The organism is Stenotrophomonas sp. 99219_Sma, assembly GCF_056480785.1.
Window position 1 is genome coordinate 3,423,967 of record NZ_CM151117.1, and the last position, 17,061, is coordinate 3,441,027.

General features: G+C 66.9%; 13 protein-coding genes. 4 read left to right on the forward strand and 9 right to left on the reverse strand.

Going from position 1 to position 17,061, the window contains the following annotated elements:
• Positions 1–3 precede the first annotated feature (3 nt).
• Together hflC and hflK are read right to left on the reverse strand one after the other, a co-directional pair.
• Positions 4–867 carry a protease modulator HflC gene (hflC, locus tag ACZK13_RS15760; protein ID WP_010482785.1) on the reverse strand — a complete coding sequence of 288 codons (864 nt, stop codon included), beginning with the start codon at positions 865–867 and terminating at the stop codon, positions 4–6.
• Positions 864–1,997, reverse strand: coding sequence for an FtsH protease activity modulator HflK (gene hflK, locus ACZK13_RS15765; RefSeq protein WP_049401370.1), 1,134 nt, complete (start codon positions 1,995–1,997; stop codon positions 864–866). Before hflK ends, hflC begins: the two co-directional genes overlap by 4 nt.
• A 153-nt stretch (positions 1,998–2,150) precedes the next feature.
• Here hflK and ACZK13_RS15770 point away from each other — a divergent pair, with 153 nt between their 5' ends.
• Positions 2,151–3,146: a YhdH/YhfP family quinone oxidoreductase gene (locus ACZK13_RS15770; protein ID WP_478481894.1), complete on the forward strand. Its 996-nt coding sequence runs from the start codon at positions 2,151–2,153 to the stop codon at positions 3,144–3,146.
• Positions 3,147–3,234: 88 nt separating this feature from the next.
• On the forward strand, positions 3,235–3,606 hold the full coding sequence (gene pilH / locus ACZK13_RS15775) for a twitching motility response regulator PilH (RefSeq protein WP_005410644.1): 372 nt from the start codon (positions 3,235–3,237) through the stop codon (positions 3,604–3,606).
• Between the two features lie 88 nt (positions 3,607–3,694).
• Here pilH and ACZK13_RS15780 read toward each other — a convergent pair whose 3' ends face one another.
• Positions 3,695–4,588: a DnaJ C-terminal domain-containing protein gene (locus ACZK13_RS15780; RefSeq protein ID WP_180838652.1), complete on the reverse strand. Its 894-nt coding sequence runs from the start codon at positions 4,586–4,588 to the stop codon at positions 3,695–3,697.
• A gap of 261 nt (positions 4,589–4,849) precedes the next feature.
• On the opposite strand from ACZK13_RS15780, the gene ACZK13_RS15785 reads away from it, so the two are divergent.
• Both ACZK13_RS15785 and ACZK13_RS15790 read left to right on the forward strand, forming a co-directional pair.
• Positions 4,850–5,332, forward strand: a complete 483-nt coding sequence (locus ACZK13_RS15785; RefSeq protein WP_032127816.1) for a peroxiredoxin — start codon at positions 4,850–4,852, stop codon at positions 5,330–5,332.
• A 29-nt stretch (positions 5,333–5,361) separates the two neighbouring features.
• On the forward strand, positions 5,362–5,937 hold the full coding sequence (locus ACZK13_RS15790) for a ferritin-like domain-containing protein (RefSeq protein WP_049421227.1): 576 nt from the start codon (positions 5,362–5,364) through the stop codon (positions 5,935–5,937).
• 129 nt (positions 5,938–6,066) lie between these two features.
• Here the strand turns inward: ACZK13_RS15790 and pbpC are convergent, their stop codons facing one another.
• The 6 genes from pbpC to ACZK13_RS15820 all read right to left on the reverse strand — a co-directional run bounded on the left by pbpC (position 6,067) and on the right by ACZK13_RS15820 (position 17,005).
• Positions 6,067–8,448 carry a penicillin-binding protein 1C gene (pbpC, locus tag ACZK13_RS15795; RefSeq protein ID WP_478481896.1) on the reverse strand — a complete coding sequence of 794 codons (2,382 nt, stop codon included), beginning with the start codon at positions 8,446–8,448 and terminating at the stop codon, positions 6,067–6,069.
• Positions 8,449–8,512: 64 nt separating this feature from the next.
• On the reverse strand, positions 8,513–13,420 hold the full coding sequence (locus ACZK13_RS15800) for an alpha-2-macroglobulin family protein (RefSeq protein ID WP_478481897.1): 4,908 nt from the start codon (positions 13,418–13,420) through the stop codon (positions 8,513–8,515).
• Between the two features lie 227 nt (positions 13,421–13,647).
• Positions 13,648–15,108 (reverse strand): bifunctional 2-methylcitrate dehydratase/aconitate hydratase, encoded by a 1,461-nt coding sequence (locus ACZK13_RS15805; protein WP_478481898.1) that lies wholly within the window; start codon positions 15,106–15,108, stop codon positions 13,648–13,650.
• 124 nt (positions 15,109–15,232) lie between these two features.
• Entirely contained in the window at positions 15,233–16,411 is a 1,179-nt protein-coding gene (gene prpF, locus ACZK13_RS15810; protein ID WP_253145166.1) for a 2-methylaconitate cis-trans isomerase PrpF, read from the reverse strand.
• 23 nt (positions 16,412–16,434) lie between these two features.
• Complete coding sequence (locus ACZK13_RS15815; RefSeq protein ID WP_006384132.1) at positions 16,435–16,761, reverse strand: type II toxin-antitoxin system RelE/ParE family toxin; 327 nt, start codon at positions 16,759–16,761, stop codon at positions 16,435–16,437.
• Positions 16,748–17,005 (reverse strand): type II toxin-antitoxin system ParD family antitoxin, encoded by a 258-nt coding sequence (locus tag ACZK13_RS15820; protein WP_006384133.1) that lies wholly within the window; start codon positions 17,003–17,005, stop codon positions 16,748–16,750. The genes ACZK13_RS15815 and ACZK13_RS15820 overlap by 14 nt, the downstream gene beginning before the upstream one ends.
• Positions 17,006–17,061: the final 56 nt, after the last annotated feature.

Here is a 17,061-nt window from a genome sequence, read left to right on the forward strand (position 1 = left end):
ACCTCAGCGGTCGTTCTTCAGGTACTGCAGGAACGGGTCGTTCTTGTCGAGCACGATCACGCCGTTGCCGTCGGTCATGGAGCCACGGTAGGCCTCCAGGCTGCGGTAGAACGCATAGAACGACGGGTCGGCCGAGCCGGCCTTGCCGTAGATGCGCGCCGCATCGGCGTCGCCTTCACCGCGCAGGCGCTGTGCATCACGCTCGGCCTCAGCGATCAGCACGGTGCTGTCACGGTCGGCCTGGGCGCGGATGGTCAGCGACTGCTCCTCGCCCTCCGCACGCAGCTTGGCCGCTTCCTGCTTGCGCTGGGCGCGCATGCGCTCGTACACGTCATTGATCACCTGGCTGTCGGTGGGCAGGTCCACCTGCTTGATGCGCAGGTCGATCATCTGCATGCCGAGGCCCGCCACCGCTTCGTTGATCCCCTTCAGCTGCTCGGCGATCAGCTCGCTGCGGTCGCCGGAGACCAGCTGCTGCAGGGTGCGCGAGTTGATCTGGTTGCGCAGCGAGTCGGTGATGATCGGTGCCAGGCGGGCGTTGGCGATGCGCGGATCGCCACCGGTGGCACGGAAGTAGTCACCCACGTTGGAGATGTAGCCGATGGCGAAGAAGTCGACGCTGACGTCCTTCTGCTCGGCGGTGAAGTAACGCGCCGGGGCGGTGTCGAGCACCTGGAAGCGGCGGTCGAAGACCTTCACCGTTTCCACCACCGGCACCTTGAAGTGCAGGCCCGGCTTGATGTCCGAACGCACCACCTTGCCCAGGTTCAGCACCATGGCAGTCTGGTCCTCACGGACCACGTACACCGAGCCAAGCAGGCCCAGCACCACCGCCACGATCACGGCAATCCAGATAGGACTCTTCATCGGCTGCCCTCCTCACGGCCGCTCGGTCGCCCGGTCGGGCGGCCCACCGGCCGGCCCGGATCACGGGAAGCTTCCGCCGCTGCACCCGGCAGCGACGGCATCACCACCTCCGGATTGGTCACTCCCGGCGGGGCCGAGGTGGTGGGACGGGTATCGCCGGTCATCGGCACGTAGATCAGCTGGCGGCCATCGCCACCGATCACCTTGCGGTTCTCGCTCAGCACCTGCTGCACGGTCTCCAGCCACAGGCGCTTGCGGGTCACTTCCGGGGCGTCCTTGTACTGGGCCTGCAACAGGCTGAAGCGCTGCGCGTCACCCTCGGCCTTGGACACCACGGCCTGCTTGTAGCCTTCGGCGGTGGTACGGGCACGCGAGGCCTGGCCTCGGGCTTCCGGCACGACCTTGGCGGCGTAGGCCTGGGCTTCGTTGATCAAGCGTTCCTTGACCTGCTGGGCACCGTTGACCTCGTCGAAGGCCGGCTTCACTTCCTCCGGCGGACGGGCGTCCTGCAGGGTCAGGCCGGTCACGGTCAGGCCGGTCTTGAACGCCTTCAGCAGCGCCTGCAGGCGCTCTTCAGCAGCCACGGCCAGCGGGCCACGGTTGTTCAGCACGGCGTTGAGGTCGGCACGGCCGACTTCCTCGCGCACCGCGCTCTGCGCCGACTGCTCCAGCACCTGGTTGGCATCGACCGTGCCGAACAGGTACTGCTGCGGGTCGTCGATGCGGTACTGGACGTTCAGCGAGACGTTGACGATGTTCTCGTCGCGGGTCAGCACCGGCACCTGGATCGAGAAGGTCTTGATCTCGGTGGCATTGACCTTGGTGACCGATTCGATCGGCCACGGCAGCTTGAAGTTCGGGCCGGGCTGCAGGATGCGCGAGAACTGGCCGAAGCGCAGCACCACGCCACGCTGCTGTTCGCCGATCAGCTGGAAGCTGGAGAACAGCACCAGCAACACCACGGCTGCCACCACCCAACGCATGATGCCACCGTCGAACAGGTCCTTCAGCGGCCCGGGCAGTCCGCCCCAGCCACCACCATTGCCACCGCCGCGCGACCCGAAGGGCCCGCGTCGATTGTCCTCGGGGCCTTGTCCGCCCTTGTTGCCGCCGGGTGTATTCCAGGCCATGCACGCTCCATCAAGATTTGGGCTGCGGCGCGGGCCCTTCCCGCACCACCAGCCGTGAAACCATCACCGATCATACAAGATGGGGCGGATCGGCAGGATCGAAAGGGGGGCAACGGGGTAAGGTGACGTTTTCCTCGAAGTCAGGCAACGCCGATGGCCCCCACCACCCCGTTTACCGCCTTCCGCATCGAAAATGACGATGCCGGTTACCGTGCCGGCCCCGCCCAGCTCACTGTCGACGACCTCAACCCCGGCCAGGTGCTGATCCGCGCCCACTGGTCTTCGGTCAACTACAAGGACGCGCTGGCGGGCACCGGCAAGGGCAGGATCCTGCGCCGCTTCCCGCTGGTCGGCGGGATCGATGTGGCCGGCACCGTGGTGGCATCCACCGACCCGGCCTGGCGTGAAGGTGATGCGGTACTGGCCACCGGCTGCGGCCTCAGCGAAACCCGCGACGGCGGCTACAGCCAGTATGTGCGGCTGGAGTCGCGTGCGGTGATTGCCCAGCCGGCCGGGCTCAGCCCGCGCGAGGCGATGGTGCTGGGCACCGCCGGCTTCACGGCGGCGCTGGCGCTGCTGCGCATGCAGGACAACCGGCAGGTGCCGGAACTCGGCCCGTTGGCGGTCACCGGCGCCAGCGGCGGTGTCGGCGCGCTGGCGCTGTCGATCTTCAGTCGTGCCGGCTACACCGTGCACGCAGTCAGCGGCAAACCGGACCAGGCCGAGTTCCTGCATGGTATCGGCGCCACTGAAGTACTACCGCGCGAGGCACTGTCCGACACTGGCCCACTGCAGTCCGCCCGCTTCGGCGGGGGCCTCGACAATGCCGGAGGCGACATGCTTGCCAGCCTGCTGGCGCAGACCGTGCCCTACGGCAGCGTGGTCAGTGCCGGCCTGGCAGCCAGCCCGACGCTGGATATGACGGTGATGCCGTTCATCCTGCGCGGCGTGTCACTGCTGGGCGTGTCCTCGGCCAATGCACCGCGCGGGCTGCGCGAAGAAGTGTGGTCGCGGCTGGGCAGTGACTGGAAGCCGCAGCAGCTGGACCGCATCTGCACCGCCGAAGTCGGCCTCGATGGCCTTCCTGCCGTGTTCGAACGGATGCTGGCGGGCGGTTCGCTGGGCCGCACCGTGGTGCGGATCGACTGAACGTCGCAGGCAGGCGACGGACGGCAGATGCGCCCCTCCCGCCAGTAATGGGCCCGCACTACACTGCGGGCATTACATGGGGAACAACATGGCACGCATTCTGATCGTCGACGACTCACCGTCGCAGCTGTTGGGGATACAGCGCATCGTCGAGAAGCTCGGGCACCAGATCCTGACCGCCACCGATGGCGCCGCCGGGGTCGAAACCGCCAAGGCCGAGCTGCCCGACCTGGTCCTGATGGACGTGGTGATGCCCAACCTCAATGGCTTCCAGGCCACCCGCACCCTCGCCCGCGACGAGGCGACCCGGCATATCCCGGTGATCCTGGTGACCACCAAGGACCAGGACACCGACCGCATGTGGGGCATGCGCCAGGGTGCCAAGGCCTACATCACCAAGCCGTTCTCGGAAGACGAACTGTCCGAGGTGCTGGAGCGGGTGTTCGCCGGGCAGGGCTGAGACACGCGCGGTAGTACCGGCCGCTGGCCGGCAACCACGCATCACCGTCCCGGGCAATGAAGTTGCCGGCCAGCGGCCGGCACTACCTTCAAATGGTCTCGCCGAAGGCCTTGGCCAGATTCCGGTAGGCCTTCTTCTGCGCCTCGTCGGTCGCGGCCGGGGCCACGATCTCGATTTCAACAATCTGGTCGCCATCCGGGCTGCCTGGCAGCCCACGGCCACGCAGGCGCAGCTTGCGACCGGCATCGGAATCGGCCGGAATCTTCAATTCCACCGCTCCACCCAGGGTCGGCACGCTGATGCTGGTACCCAGCGCGGCCTGCCACGGGGTCACCGGCAGCGTATAGAGGATGTTGCGGCCATCGACCTCGAACTGTGGGTGGGCGGCATATTCCACTTCCAGCAGCAGGTTGCCGCCATGGTTGCCCTGCCCCGCCAGGCGGATCACCTGGCCCGGGCGGATGCCCTTGGGCACGCGTACATCCAGCTGCTTGCCGTTGACCGTGATGCGCAGGCTGTCGCCACTGTAGGCCGCTTCCAGCGGCACCGACAGCTTGGCGCGGGTATCACGGTTGGGCGCATGGCCCTGGCTGCTGAAACCCGGCCCCGGACCAGCGCCACCACCGCCACGCTGGCGCGCGAACAGGCTCTCGAAGAAGTCGCTGAAGCCGCCATTGGGGCCGCCACCGCCGAATACTTCCTCGAAATTGAAACCGCCAGCACCACCATAGTTCGGCGGCACGTTGAACTCCTCGCCCGGGCGATAGCCCTGCGCGCGCAGCTGGTCGTAGGCCGCGCGCTTTTCCGGATCGCGCAGCGCCTCGTAGGCCTCGTTGACCGCCTTGAACTTGTCTTCGGCCCCGGCCTCCTTGCTGACGTCCGGGTGGTACTTGCGTGCCAGCCGGCGGTAGGCGGTCTTGATCTCCGCCTCGCCCGCGCTCGGTTCCACCCCCAGGGTGGCGTAGTAATCCTTGAATTCCATCCAGCTACCTCGATCTGCTTCGGCCGCGCCGGTGGCGCCGCCCCAGGTTCATTCTACGCGCCGGCGATGCTACGCCGCCCCTCGTGCGGCCCCGGTGAGGCCGACTGATCCTGCGCAATGCGGCTGCCATCCCCATGCCCCACGCTGTGGCTGGAAGCCCCTGCCACAAAGCCTGAAGATGGGGCCTGCACACGGGTTTTCCAATGTCTTGACGCCCCTGTCCCATCCGGCCCACTAGCCTGCCCCAGCAAGGAGTTCCCCATGACCATCCATGTCGGCGACCGCATTCCGGAAGTGACCCTCAAGCGCATCCGCGAGGGCATCGAAACGCTCGATACGCATTCGCTGTTCGACGCACGCAAGGTGGTGCTGTTCGCCGTGCCCGGCGCGTTCACCCCGACCTGCTCGGCGCGCCACCTGCCCGGCTACGTCGAGAAATTCCAGGCGTTCCGCCAGCGCGGCATCGATGTCTACTGCATGGCGGTCAACGACCCGTTCGTGATGAAGGCCTGGGCCGCCGACCAGAGCGTGCCCGACGGCCTGCTGATGCTGTCCGACGGCAATGCCGAACTGACCCGTGCGCTCGGCCTGGAGCTCGACGCCAGCGCCTCGGGCATGGGCATCCGCTCACGCCGTTTCGCCCTGTACGTGGTGGATGGCGTGGTGCGTGCGGCCTGGATCGAGCAGCCCGGCCAGTTCGAAGTGTCTTCGGCCGAATACGTGCTGGAGCACCTGCCAACCTGATCTTCCACCGCAAGAGGAAACGGCCAGCCATGTCCACCAAGCCAGCCAAAGCCGCAAAGCCTGCCGCAAAGGTGCCCGGTATCAGTGACCGCAAGACCCTGCGCGAACGCGCGCGGCGCAACATCGAAGACGGTGCGATCACCGACAGCTACAGCGCCGACCGCAAGGTCGTGATCAAGCTGCTCAACGATGCGTTGGCCACCGAGTACGTATGCGTGCTGCGCTACTACCGGCACTACTTCATGGCCAAGGGCATGCTGGCCGACGCGGTGAAAGCCGAATTCCTCGAACATGCACAGCAGGAACAGGCGCACGCCGGCAAGCTGGCCGAGCGCATCGTCCAGCTCGGCGGTGAGCCGGACTTCAACCCCGATACACTGACCGCACGCTCGCACGCCGAGTACAAGGAAGGCAGCGACCTGCGCGACATGGTCCGCGAGAATCTGGTGGCCGAACGCATCGCCATCGACAGCTACCGCGAGATGATCAACTTCATCGGCGACCGCGATACCACCACCAAGCGCATCCTTGAAGAGATACTGGCGCAGGAAGAGGAGCACGCCGACGAGTTCGCCGACCTGCTGGATGGGTGGATCGGGGAATAGCGGCCCCGCATACGCCTTGGTAGATGCCCACCTTGGTGGGCGCATTTATCGCGTGCCAACCAAGGTTGGCACCTACCAGAGCACGGCGGTGTCGTTGGCGTTGGACCGCGCGCCGACCAAGGCCGGCATCTAGCGGAGAACGTTGAACCGCACCTGCGTCCACGCGCCATCGGCCGCCAGCGCGGTCAAAGTGTGTGCGCCCGGATCGGCGAACTCGCGCTGCATCAACTGCGCGCCACGGGTCTGCGCGATCCAACGGCCATCCAGCAGCCAGTCCACCGCCTGCTCGCTGCCCAGCGCGCGCAGCTGCAGGCGCACGCCATGTTCGGCATTGGGTGCACGCGCCAGCGTGGCGCCATCATTGAGGCCATCGATGTGCAGGGCCACGCTGGCCTCACGCCCGTCGTCGCGGCAATCCGGCGACAACGCCGGCAACTGCGAGGCAGCGCGCGTGGCCTTGGGCAGCCACGGTGACAACAACGCCGGCCAGCGCGCGATCTCTCGCGCGACTTCCTCATGCGGCAAACGGCAATCAGCGGATACACGCAGACCGGTCCGCGCGTCGGCCAGGTAACGCTGGCGCCCCGGTTGCCAGCGCCGCGCCTCGCGCTCGGGGAAGGTCGGTGGTGCCGCGCCGTCCAGCAGATAGGCCGACATCCGCCGCTGGCACAGTGCCGTCGGCAGGCCTTCGGCGCGTTCGCCGGTGGGCCAGCAGATATCTTCCTGGCTGACACTTGCCGGCATCGGTGCAGCAGCCGAATCGCCGCGCTGGCGCGGCAGGCTGTCCACCACTTCGAACATCAGCGGCAGCGCGGTCACCGCGCCGTACTGGCCCGGTAGCGGTGTGCCGTCCGGCCGGCCCACCCACACGCCCACGGTGTAGTGGCGCGTGCTGCCGATTGCCCACGCATCGCGGTACCCGTAACTGGTGCCGGTCTTCCACGCCACACGCGGGCGGCCACCGACATCGAACGTACCGACGCTGTAGCCTGGGCGCGGGTTCGATTCCAGCATTTCGCGCACGATCCAGCTGGCGCCCGGCGAGGCCAGGCGCCGCTCGATCATCGGTTCGTCATCGGTGTAGCGCACGCGTCCGGCAATGCCGTTGCGGTTCAGCGCCGCGAACGCGCCGACCAGATCTTCCAGCCGCGCACCGGTACCGCCCAGAATCAGCGAGAGGTTGGGCGTGCTGCCCGGCGGGAAGCGCAGCTGGATGCCGGAGTGCGACAGGCGCGCGGCGAAGCGCGCGGCCCCGACCCGCTGCAGCAGGTCCACCGAGGGCACATTGAGTGACAGCCGCAATGCACTGGAGGCACCAATCGGCCCATTGAAGGCCATGTCGAAATTGCCGGGGCGGTAGCTGCCGAAACTCTGTGGCGCATCCACCAGCAGGCTTTCCGAATGGATCAGGCCATCGTCCAGCGCCATCGCATACAGGAACGGCTTGAGCGTGGAGCCCGGCGACCGCCAGGCCTGCACCATGTCGACGTGGCCGAGCCGCTGGCGGTCACCAAAGGACAACGTACCGACGTAGGCACGCGCCTGCAGGGTCTGGTTGTCGACCACCAGCAAGGCTGCCGAGGTGCGCTCCGGCAGCGTCGAGAAATAGCTGGCCACACGTTCTTCCAGCGTGCGCTGCAGGCCGATGTCGATGCTGCTCTGGATACGCGCCTGGCCCGGATGCGCCGAGTGCAGGCGCTGCGCCAGCAGTGCGGCGTGCAGCGGAGGCCGCAGCGAGCGCGCCACCACGTTCTCGATGCGCGCATCCTGGACCTCCTCCGGCGTCCACGCGCCCAGTTCGGCCATGCGTGACAGCACCTTGTCCCGCGCCTTCTGCGCGGCTTCCGGGTGGCGGTCCGGGCGCAGCCGGCTTGGTGCCTGTGGCAGTACCGCCAGCAACGCGGCCTCTGCATGTGACAGCTGCGCCGCCGGCTTGCCAAGATAGGCCCAGCTGGCCGCTTCCACGCCCTCGATGGTGCCACCGTAGGGCGCGCGCTCCAGATACAGGGCCAGGATCTGCCGCTTGCTCAGGTGAACTTCCAGCTGCACCGCGCGCAGCATCTGCTTGAGCTTTCCCCAGGGTGTGCGCGTATGCGGGTCGAGGATGCGCGCGACCTGCATGGTCAGGGTCGAGCCGCCGGAAACGATGCGACCACCGCGCAGCAGCTGGCCGCTGGCACGCAGGATGGCCAGTGGGTTGATACCCGGATGGCGCCAGAACCAGCGGTCTTCGTAGGTCAGCAGCGCCTGCAGGTACAGCGGCGAGACGCTGTCGATCGATGCCGGATAGCGCCACACGCCCTCGGCATCGGCGAACGCACGCAGCGGCGTACCGTCGGCAGCCACCACCAGGGTGCTGGTATCGCGCTGCTTCGGCAGCGGCGGCGGGAAGGCGAAATCCAGCACCAGCAGCAGCGCCAGCGTGGCGGCCGTGCCCCAGCGCAGCCACGGCCACAGCGGCCGCAACCGGCGGCGCAGGGCCGCCAGCCGGATCGACATCGTCTTCTTCATTGCAGCGTGCCGGATTGGAGCTTGCCAGCGGGACGGGCCGCGCCGTCGCGGCCCGTCCGCGCGGTCACGGCTGTACCACCGTGATCGTGGTCGGGTTGCTACGGCCGACGCCACGCAGCTGCGGCCGGTACATGTCCTCCACCAGCGGCGGCGGCACCGAGTAGGTACCCGGGGTCACCGCACGCACCAGATAGAACACGTTGGCCTTGCTGCCACGCGAGAGCTTCAGCGCAGCCACATAGCGGTCGTCGCGGAACTCTTCGTGCTTGGTGTCGGCAGCTTCGCCGCGGTCGCTGATGGTGATGCCATCAACCACTACGTCGGCCCACTGCTTGGCATCGCCCAGGTTGAAGTTCTCGATCTCCAGACCCGCCGGCAGCAGGTCGGTCAGCAGGGCATCGGGCATCGTGGTGTCGGCGGTGACGGTGACGCGCACGATCAGCGCTTCGCCTTCCTTCAGCGGGCGCGGCGACCACGGCTTGCCATCGGTGCCGAAGTAGCTGCGCTCAATGCCCAGCACGCTGTTGTCCGGTGCCGGCGCACTGCGCGGGATACCGGCCACGTCGATGCTGGCGAACATCGGCGGCTGCCCCTGCGGGGTGAAGCGCACGCCGCTGGCCAGCTCGCTGGCGCTGAAATTGCGGCCGAACAGCTTGCGCTCGCCGATGGCTTCGGTGTTGCCACCGATCACCAGCTCACCGGCCACCAGCGCCTTCTGATTGGCGGCCAGTGCCTTGCCAAGGCGGGCGATGGCCACCTGTTCCTGCGTGCTCAGCCACATCCAGCCGGCATTGCGGCGCGCATCCAGGCCACGGCCCAGATCCACCGCACGCGCATCCCAGGCCGGCTTGGCCAGCTTGTTTTCGTGGGTCAGCGCGATCATCAGCGCGTCATCACGGATCGCGCTGCCGTAGTCGCCGAAGTACGACGGACGTTCGCTGCTGGACTTGGCGAAGGCCGCGGCCAGTGCCGCCTGGCCACGCTTGGCATCGCCCTGCAGCGACAGCGCCACGCCCAGATGGACCAGCGACAGGCCGCCGACCGCCTTGCTGCGCTCGTTGTCATACAGCGTGCGCAGCGTCCCCAGCGGAGCGCGGTTGACCCGGGCCAGCACGTAGCCCGAATAGGCCTGATTGGCGAACTTCAGCTTCTCGCGGTCGTCCTGGCCGTAGAACTGGTTGCCGCCGGACAGCAGGTCCTCGCTGAGCCGGTTCAGTGCCTTCTGCAGCACGTTGTCCGGCACCGCGAAGCCGGCCTCCTTGGCATCGAGCAGGAACTCGGTGATGTAAGGCGTCAGCCACGGGTTCACGTAGCCGTCGTCACCCCACATCGAGAAGTTGCCATTGGCCACCTGCATCGACGCCAGGCGACCGAACGCACCTTCCATGCGCTCGCGACGGGTCTTGGCATCCAGCCCGTCGGCACCGAGCATCGACGACGTCGCCTGGTCCAGGATCAACGCAGCGTAGCCCTTGCTGGTGGTCTGCTCGGCACAGCCATACGGGTAGTTCAACGCGCCCTGCAGCGCACTGGCGAACGGGATCGGCGGCAGCGGGCTGACCAGCAGGCGGGCATTCACCGACTCGGACATCAGGCCATCGGTCAGGCTGTTGTCGAGGCTGACCGCCGCCAGCGGATCAAGCGTACGTACCTGCGAACGCAGCACCTGCGGCCACGCCGCACGCACCGGCAGCTCGTAGCGGCGATCGGCCTTGAAGCCGTTGCCGTCCACACGTACGCGCACCTTGGCCACGCTGTGGCCCTCACGCGCCGACAGCGGGAAACTCAGCGTTGTCTTGGCATCAGCATTCAACTGCACGCTGCGGCTGCCCTCGCCCAGGTTCAGCGGGCCTTCGCTTTCCACCTTCACGTTGAACTGGCCCGGCTTGCCGGTGAAGTTCTGCACGTCCAGGGTCACGGTGCTGCGGTCGCCCGGGGCGAGCACGCGCGGCATGCTGGCTTCGGCCAGGATCGGCGCGCGCACCACGGTCTCCACGTCGCGCTTGCCGTACTGGTCATCGCTGTAGACCAGCGCCGACACCCGCAGGGTGCCGTTGAAGTCCGGCACCTTCAGGCGGATGCGGGCGATGCCCTTGGCATCGAGCTGCACCGGGCCGGAGAACAGGTCCACGGTCTGCACGCGCGCAGTCGGGCGCTTGGCCTGCGGCAATGCCTGCAGCGCCATGTCGCCACCGAACTTCAGCTTGCCGGCACCGCCGTCAAAGCTCTCGATCACCCGGCTGTAGATGTCATAGGCATCAATGCCGAGGCGACGCTGGGCGAAGAAGTGCGCACCGGCATCGGGTACCGGGAAGCGGGTGATGTTGAGGATGCCCACGTCCACCGCCGAGACGGTGACGTGCGCCATCTTGCCAGCCAGCTGCGGCGCGCTGACCGTCACCGGCAGGTCCTGCTCCGGTCGCATCTGCTTGGGCGCTGCCAGGCCGACGGCCACGGTGCGGCCCTTGCGGTCCATCGGCACATGCACCACGCCCACGGCACGGGCCGGAGTGATCTTGCTCGGCGCACTGCCGCCACGGAACACCAGCGCGGTGATGTAGACGTCGTGCCGCTCCCAATCGGCGGTGACCGGAATCTTGAAGGTCGAACCCGGCTTGGCGTCGATGTCCTGCACGTACAGCATGCGGTCGGTCTCGACCATCAGGATGCCCTTGCCGGCATGCGGCGGGGTCACCGTCACCTCCAGCGTGTCACCGGCCTTGTACCCGGTCTTGTCCAGGCCCAGCTTGACCTTGTCCGGGCGCGCGTCCAGGCCGCGGTTGTCATCGCCCCAGCTCCAGCCGGCACGGAACGGGTAGCGGCTGGTCAGGCCGGTGGACGGATCGAACACGTCCACCCGGTACTCGCCCCACTCCACCGGGAAATCGAAGGCGACCGCGCTGCTGCCGGCGTCGACGGTGCGCGTTTCCTTGTTCTCGAAGCGGCGGGTGAAATCGTAGTCCCAGCGGTTGTCGTTGAAGGTCCAGTGGTAGTCGCGCAGCTCGCGTACCAGGGTGATCTTCAGGCCCTTGGCCGGCTGCGGCGCACCGACGGCATCCACACGCATCAGTTCGAAGCGCGCATTGCCGTTGGAATCAGCACCATCGTCGGGGTTGAACAGCGGCCGCACGCCGACCAGCGCGTTGGCCGGCCACATCACCCGCTTCAGGGTACGGGTGACCGTGCGGCCACCGGTTTCATACAGGCTGCCGGACAGCACCACGGCGATCGGTGCCTTGGCCTTGGCGGCCTCTTCCGGCAATGCCACATCCTCACGCAGCTGGCCGTTGCCCGGCAGCGTGGAGTCGATCACGTCCTTGGCTTCGCGCGGCAGCTGCAGGGTCGGGTCACCGAAGAAGTAGCCCGGCAGGCCTTCGACTGGCTGCTGTTCGGCGGCCACCGCCATGCGCGCAGTGAAACGGTTGCCGTCGGCCGGCGCACCGTACAGGTAGGCACCATTGGCCTGCAGGCGCAGGTCCTCGCCCGGCTTCAGCGTCTTCTGCGCGCTGTCCAGGTCCAGCTTCATGCGCTCGGGCAGGAACTCCTCGATGCGCAGGGTCATGCCCTGGATCGCTTCCTTGCTGGCCGGATCGGTGCGGAACTCGACCTGCCAGCGCCCGGTCGGCGCCTCGGCGGGGATCACCTGCTCGAAGTTGATGTAGCCCTGCTCGCCCGGCTGCAGGCGGGTCTCGCGGAAGGTCTTGCCGTCGGGCTGCTTCAGGCGCAGGAACACCGGCTGTGCCTTGACCGGCTTGCCATCGTTGTCGCGCAGCAGGGCGGACAGGCGCACGGTCTCGCCCGGGCGGTACAGGTCACGGCCGGACCAGGCGTAAACGTCGAACCAGGCATTGTCACGACCGGCGACGGCAAATTCGCTCAGGTCCAGCGCCGGCTGGTTGAACGGCAGGAAGCTGGTGTCCTTGCCCGTGCTGGCGACCAGCACGCGGGTGGCATCCAGCGTGTAGTTCAGCAGCGCATTGCCGTTGCCGTCAGTGCTGCCCTTCAGCACCACCTCGCCCTTGGCGTCGAGCACGCGCAGGTCGATGCCCTTCAGCGGCGCACCGTCCTTGAGGCCGGCGGTGTGCACGAACAGCTTGTCCTTGTAGGCGCGGGTATGCAGGCCGATGTCGCTGACCGAGAAGAACGCGGTATCGAACTCGCCTTCATAGTCGCCGGTGCGCTTGAGCAGGGCAAAGTACAGGCCCGGTTCCTGCAGTTCCTTGATGTCCTGGGTCGGCAGGTAGGTCAGCACCCGCTCGTTCTTCTTGCCGCCGAGGATGAAGCGGTTGACGTAGACCGGCTCGGCCAGCTTGTTGATCGGGCTGCGCTCGTAGTCACTGCTCAGCTCCCAGCTGCCGCGGCGGCCACCGCGCTGGTACTGGCTGAAGAAAGTCGGCAGGTCCTTCTCGCGCACGCGCAGGAATTCAACATCAACCTCGGGCACGTTCACCGAGACCACCGGCAGGCCACGGCTGTCCTTGGCCGGCAGCACGCTGCCCTGTGAGGCGAAACCGACCACCGGCTTCAGCTCGCCGCTGAACACCTTCTGCTTCAGTTCCTTGCCCAGGCGGCTGCCATCGGCGGCCAGCAGGTCCGGCGAGACCACCAGGCTGAACTCCTTGCCAGCCTCGACGAACGGGTAACGCAGGGTCAGGCCGTCATCGGACAGCGTCCAGCTGCTGTCGTCGGTGCCGACCTTCTCTTCGAAGCGCACCAGCTTGTCGAAATCCTGGGTGCCGACCAGCGGGCGCGAGAACTCCAGCGCCAGCGACAGGCCGTCATTCTTCTGGTCCGGGTAAGCGCGCAGCAGGGTGAATTCCTTCACCTGCTCGGCCTTGGTGGTGATCGCTTCACCGCTGGCCTTGGGCAGCTGCCCGCTGTCGTTGCGGCAGCCGGCCAGGCCCAGCAACAGGCCTCCTGCCAGTACCGCCGCCGCCCATCCCCACCGCTTCCGCCGTGCCGGACCGCTCATGTCGTCACTCCTTGATCGAGGCGGCCATTATAGGCAGGCCGCGTCAAGGTGTTGACGCGAATTCGGCAATTGCCCGGGCGGGTAGTGCCGGCCGCTGGCCGGCGGAACCGGTAGTCGCCAACCTTGGTTGGCGTCGGCTGTGCCAACCAAGGTTGGCACCTACCAAAGCAGGTGCAGCTACGTGCCCGGCAAGCAGGCGCAGCGCCAGATCCGCCGAAGCGCGTTCCCTACACCGGCAGGTACAGGTCCACGTAATCGGTCACCGGCATCGCCGCCAGCGCCACCGGGTCCAGCGAGGCGGCCAGGATGCGCTGCTGCTGGGCGGTCGGGAAGCGATGGGCCAGGTGCCGGCGGAACTTGTCCATCAGCAGCGGAATGCCTTCCTCGCGGCGCCGGGCATGGCCGAGCGGGTACTCCACCAGCACCTCCGGCAGTCCGCTGCCATCGTTGAAGCGCACGCTGAGGCCGTTGGCGATGCTGCGCTTGTCCGGGTCCAGGTAGTCGGCGCTGAGCTGCGGATCCTCGTGGCAAGCCATCTTTGCGCGCAATGCGTCGATGCGCGGATCGGCGGCGACGTCGTCCTCATAGTCCTCGGCCACCAGCCGCCCATGCAGCAGCGCGATGGCGATCATGTACTGCACGCAGTGGTCGCGGTCGGCCGGGTTATGCAGTGGACCCCGCTTGTCGATGATGCGGATGCAGGCGTCCTGGGTCCGGATCGCGATGTGTTCGATGTCCTCGGCGCGCCGCCCGGCCACGCGCAATTGCTGGTGCAGCGTAATCGCTGCCTCCACTGCGGTCTGGCCGTGGAACTCGGCCGGGTAGCTGATCTTGAACAGCACGTTCTCCATCACATAGCTGCCCAGCGGTCTCTCCAGCGTCAATGCCTGGCCATGCATGGACACTGCCTCGAAGCCCCAGGTCGGTGCACTGAGCACGCTCGGATAGCCCATTTCACCCGTTGCCGCGATCAGCGCCAGGCGCACGCCACGGCTGGTGGCATCGCCGGCGGCCCAGCTCTTGCGCGAGCCGGTGTTGGGCGCGTGCCGGTAGGTCCGCAGCGCCTGGCCATCGACCCAGGCCAGCGACACTGCATTGAGCATGCGTTCGCGATCAAGCCCGAGCAGCTGCGCTACCACGGCGGTGGTCGCCACCTTGACCAGCACCACATGGTCCAGCCCGACCCGGTTGAACGAATTCTTCAGCGCCAACACGCCCTGGATCTCATGCGCCTTGATCATCGCCAGCAGCACGTCCTGCACGGTCGGCGGCGGGCGGCGCAGGGCCTGCGCATTGCGTCCCAGCCAATCGCAGACGGCGAGGATGCCGCCCAGATTGTCCGACGGGTGGCCCCATTCGGCGGCCAGCCATGTGTCGTTGAAATCCAGCCAGCGCACCATCGCGCCCAGGTTGAAGGCGGCCTGCACCGGGTCCAGCACGTAGTGCGTGCCCGGTACGCGCGCGCCGTTGACCACGCTGATGCCCGGCACCAGAGGACCGAGCAGCTTGCTGCAGGCCGGGAAGGACAGCGCTTCCAAACCGCAGCCCAGCGTGTCGAGCAGGCAGTGGTGCGCGGTCTGGAACGCCAGGGGTGAGTCGATGCGCGCGTCGCGCACGTAGTCGACGATGTCCACCAGCAGCGCATCCCACGCTGCACGCTCGTTGGATGGGGTGGGGTTGTCAGGCATCGTCGATCTCCTCGTTACGGTGCACGGTTGCCCGTGCACCATGCCAACCAAGGTTGGCATCTACCAAAGCAATTGGTCACTGCGGCCCGGTAGTCGCCAACCTTGGTTGGCGTTTACCAACGCATCACTCGGCCGGCACCCGCACCTTGCCTTCCATCAGCACGCGGGCACTGCGGCTCATGATGGCCTTGCTTACTGTCCACTGGCCGTCAACGAGACCGGCCTGCGCACCCACGCGCAACGTGCCGGACGGATGGCCGAAGGTCACCGCTTCGCGCTCGCCGCCGCCTGCAGCACGGTTGACCAGCGTTCCGGGAATTGCCGCTGCAGTGCCGATGGCCACCGCGGCGGTACCCATCATCGCGTGGTGCAGCTTGCCCATCGACAGCGCGCGCGCATGCAGATCGATGCCCGCGGCAGAAATCGACTTGCCGCTGGACGATACGTAGTCCTGCGCCGGGGCAACGAAGGCCACCTTCGGTGTGTGCTGGCGGGTGGCCGCGTCTTCCAGTTTCGAAATCAGGCCCATGCGCAGTGCACCGTAGGCACGGATCTTCTCAAAGCGCTCCAGCGCCGCCTTGTCTTCATTGATCGCCGGCTGCAGCTCGGTACCGGCGTAACCCAGGTCGGCGGCGTTGAGGAAGATGGTCGGGATGCCGGCGGTGATCATCGTCACCTCGAAACTGCCCACGCCGGGGACATCGAGGGTGTCGACCAGGTTGCCGGTCGGGAACATCGCGCCCGCATCGCCGTCATCGGACGGATCGATGAATTCCAGCTGGATCTCGGCGGCCGGGAAGGTCACGCCATCCAGCTCGAAATCGCCGATCTCCTGTACTTCGCCATCGCGCATCGGCACGTGCGCGATGATGGTCTTGCCGATGTTGGCCTGCCAGATGCGCACGGTGCACAGGCCATCGCGCGGCACGCGGGCCGGATCGATCAGACCATTGGCAATCGCGAACGGACCCACCGCAGTGCTGAGGTTGCCGCAGTTGCCGCTCCAGTCGACGAAGGCGGTGTCGATCGATACCTGGCCATACAGGTAGTCCACGTCGTGGTCAGGCACCGAAGCGGTGGAAATGATCACGCACTTGCTGGTGCTGGAGGTGGCGCCGCCCATGCCGTCGGTCTGCTTGCCATACGGATCGGGCGAACCGATCACGCGCATCAGCAGCGCATCGCGTGCGGCGCCCGGCACCTGCGCGGCTTCGGGAAGATCCTGCAGGCGGAAGAACACGCCCTTGCTGGTGCCGCCGCGCATGTAGGTGGCGGGAATTCGGAGTTGCGGAAGAAAATTCATCGTCGGATCCAAGCGTTTGGATTTCAGGAAATGTCTTGCATCAGTGCGTCAAGGCCACGATCAACGCACCACACCCGCATGACGTCCACGCGGTCCGGCAGATCGAGGTAGTAGACGAGATAGCGTTCAAAGCCCGGAACCTGCATGAAGCGCAGGAGTGCCGGCAACTGTGCGGCGAGGTCGGCATGGCGGACGGAACCTGACGCAGGGAACATCGCAATACGTTGAAGCGTGGCCTCCAGCTCGGCGAGAAAGCGCTGACCCAGTGCCAGCCCTCCCTGTCGTGCGTACCACAGCGCGGCGTCGGCTGCGTCTGTCTCGGCCCGGGGCCTCCATTCAATCGCCTTCACGCTCCATCCTTTCGGTCAGCTCGCGACGCATCCGCTCGAATGTGGCCGCAGTCACCGGAACGGCAGGCCCAGAAGCCAGCCCCTCGGCAATCAGCTGCTTGAGCAGCTCTTCAGCCTTGCTGCGCTGGCGCTGGCGGATCAGGTCACGCACATAGTCCGACGTGCTGGAGTAGCCGCCTTCGCGCACTTCTTCGTCCACGAACTGCTTGAGCGGATCGGTCAGCGAAATGTTCATGGTGGCCATGAAACTCTCCTTTGGCAGTTTTTGCCAAGTCAGTGTGCGCCCTGCCCTGGTGTCGG

Bases quoted from the DNA above. Each gene is read 5' to 3' on its own strand.
- hflC (WP_010482785.1), bottom strand. From the start codon at position 867: ATGAAGAGTCCTATCTGGATTGCCGTGATCGTGGCGGTGGTGCTGGGC.
- hflK (WP_049401370.1), bottom strand. From the start codon at position 1,997: ATGGCCTGGAATACACCCGGCGGCAACAAGGGCGGACAAGGCCCCGAG.
- ACZK13_RS15770 (WP_478481894.1), top strand. From the start codon at position 2,151: ATGGCCCCCACCACCCCGTTTACCGCCTTCCGCATCGAAAATGACGAT.
- pilH (WP_005410644.1), top strand. From the start codon at position 3,235: ATGGCACGCATTCTGATCGTCGACGACTCACCGTCGCAGCTGTTGGGG.
- ACZK13_RS15780 (WP_180838652.1), bottom strand. From the start codon at position 4,588: ATGGAATTCAAGGATTACTACGCCACCCTGGGGGTGGAACCGAGCGCG.
- ACZK13_RS15785 (WP_032127816.1), top strand. From the start codon at position 4,850: ATGACCATCCATGTCGGCGACCGCATTCCGGAAGTGACCCTCAAGCGC.
- ACZK13_RS15790 (WP_049421227.1), top strand. From the start codon at position 5,362: ATGTCCACCAAGCCAGCCAAAGCCGCAAAGCCTGCCGCAAAGGTGCCC.
- pbpC (WP_478481896.1), bottom strand. From the start codon at position 8,448: ATGAAGAAGACGATGTCGATCCGGCTGGCGGCCCTGCGCCGCCGGTTG.
- ACZK13_RS15800 (WP_478481897.1), bottom strand. From the start codon at position 13,420: ATGAGCGGTCCGGCACGGCGGAAGCGGTGGGGATGGGCGGCGGCGGTA.
- ACZK13_RS15805 (WP_478481898.1), bottom strand. From the start codon at position 15,108: ATGCCTGACAACCCCACCCCATCCAACGAGCGTGCAGCGTGGGATGCG.
- prpF (WP_253145166.1), bottom strand. From the start codon at position 16,411: ATGAATTTTCTTCCGCAACTCCGAATTCCCGCCACCTACATGCGCGGC.
- ACZK13_RS15820 (WP_006384133.1), bottom strand. From the start codon at position 17,005: ATGGCCACCATGAACATTTCGCTGACCGATCCGCTCAAGCAGTTCGTG.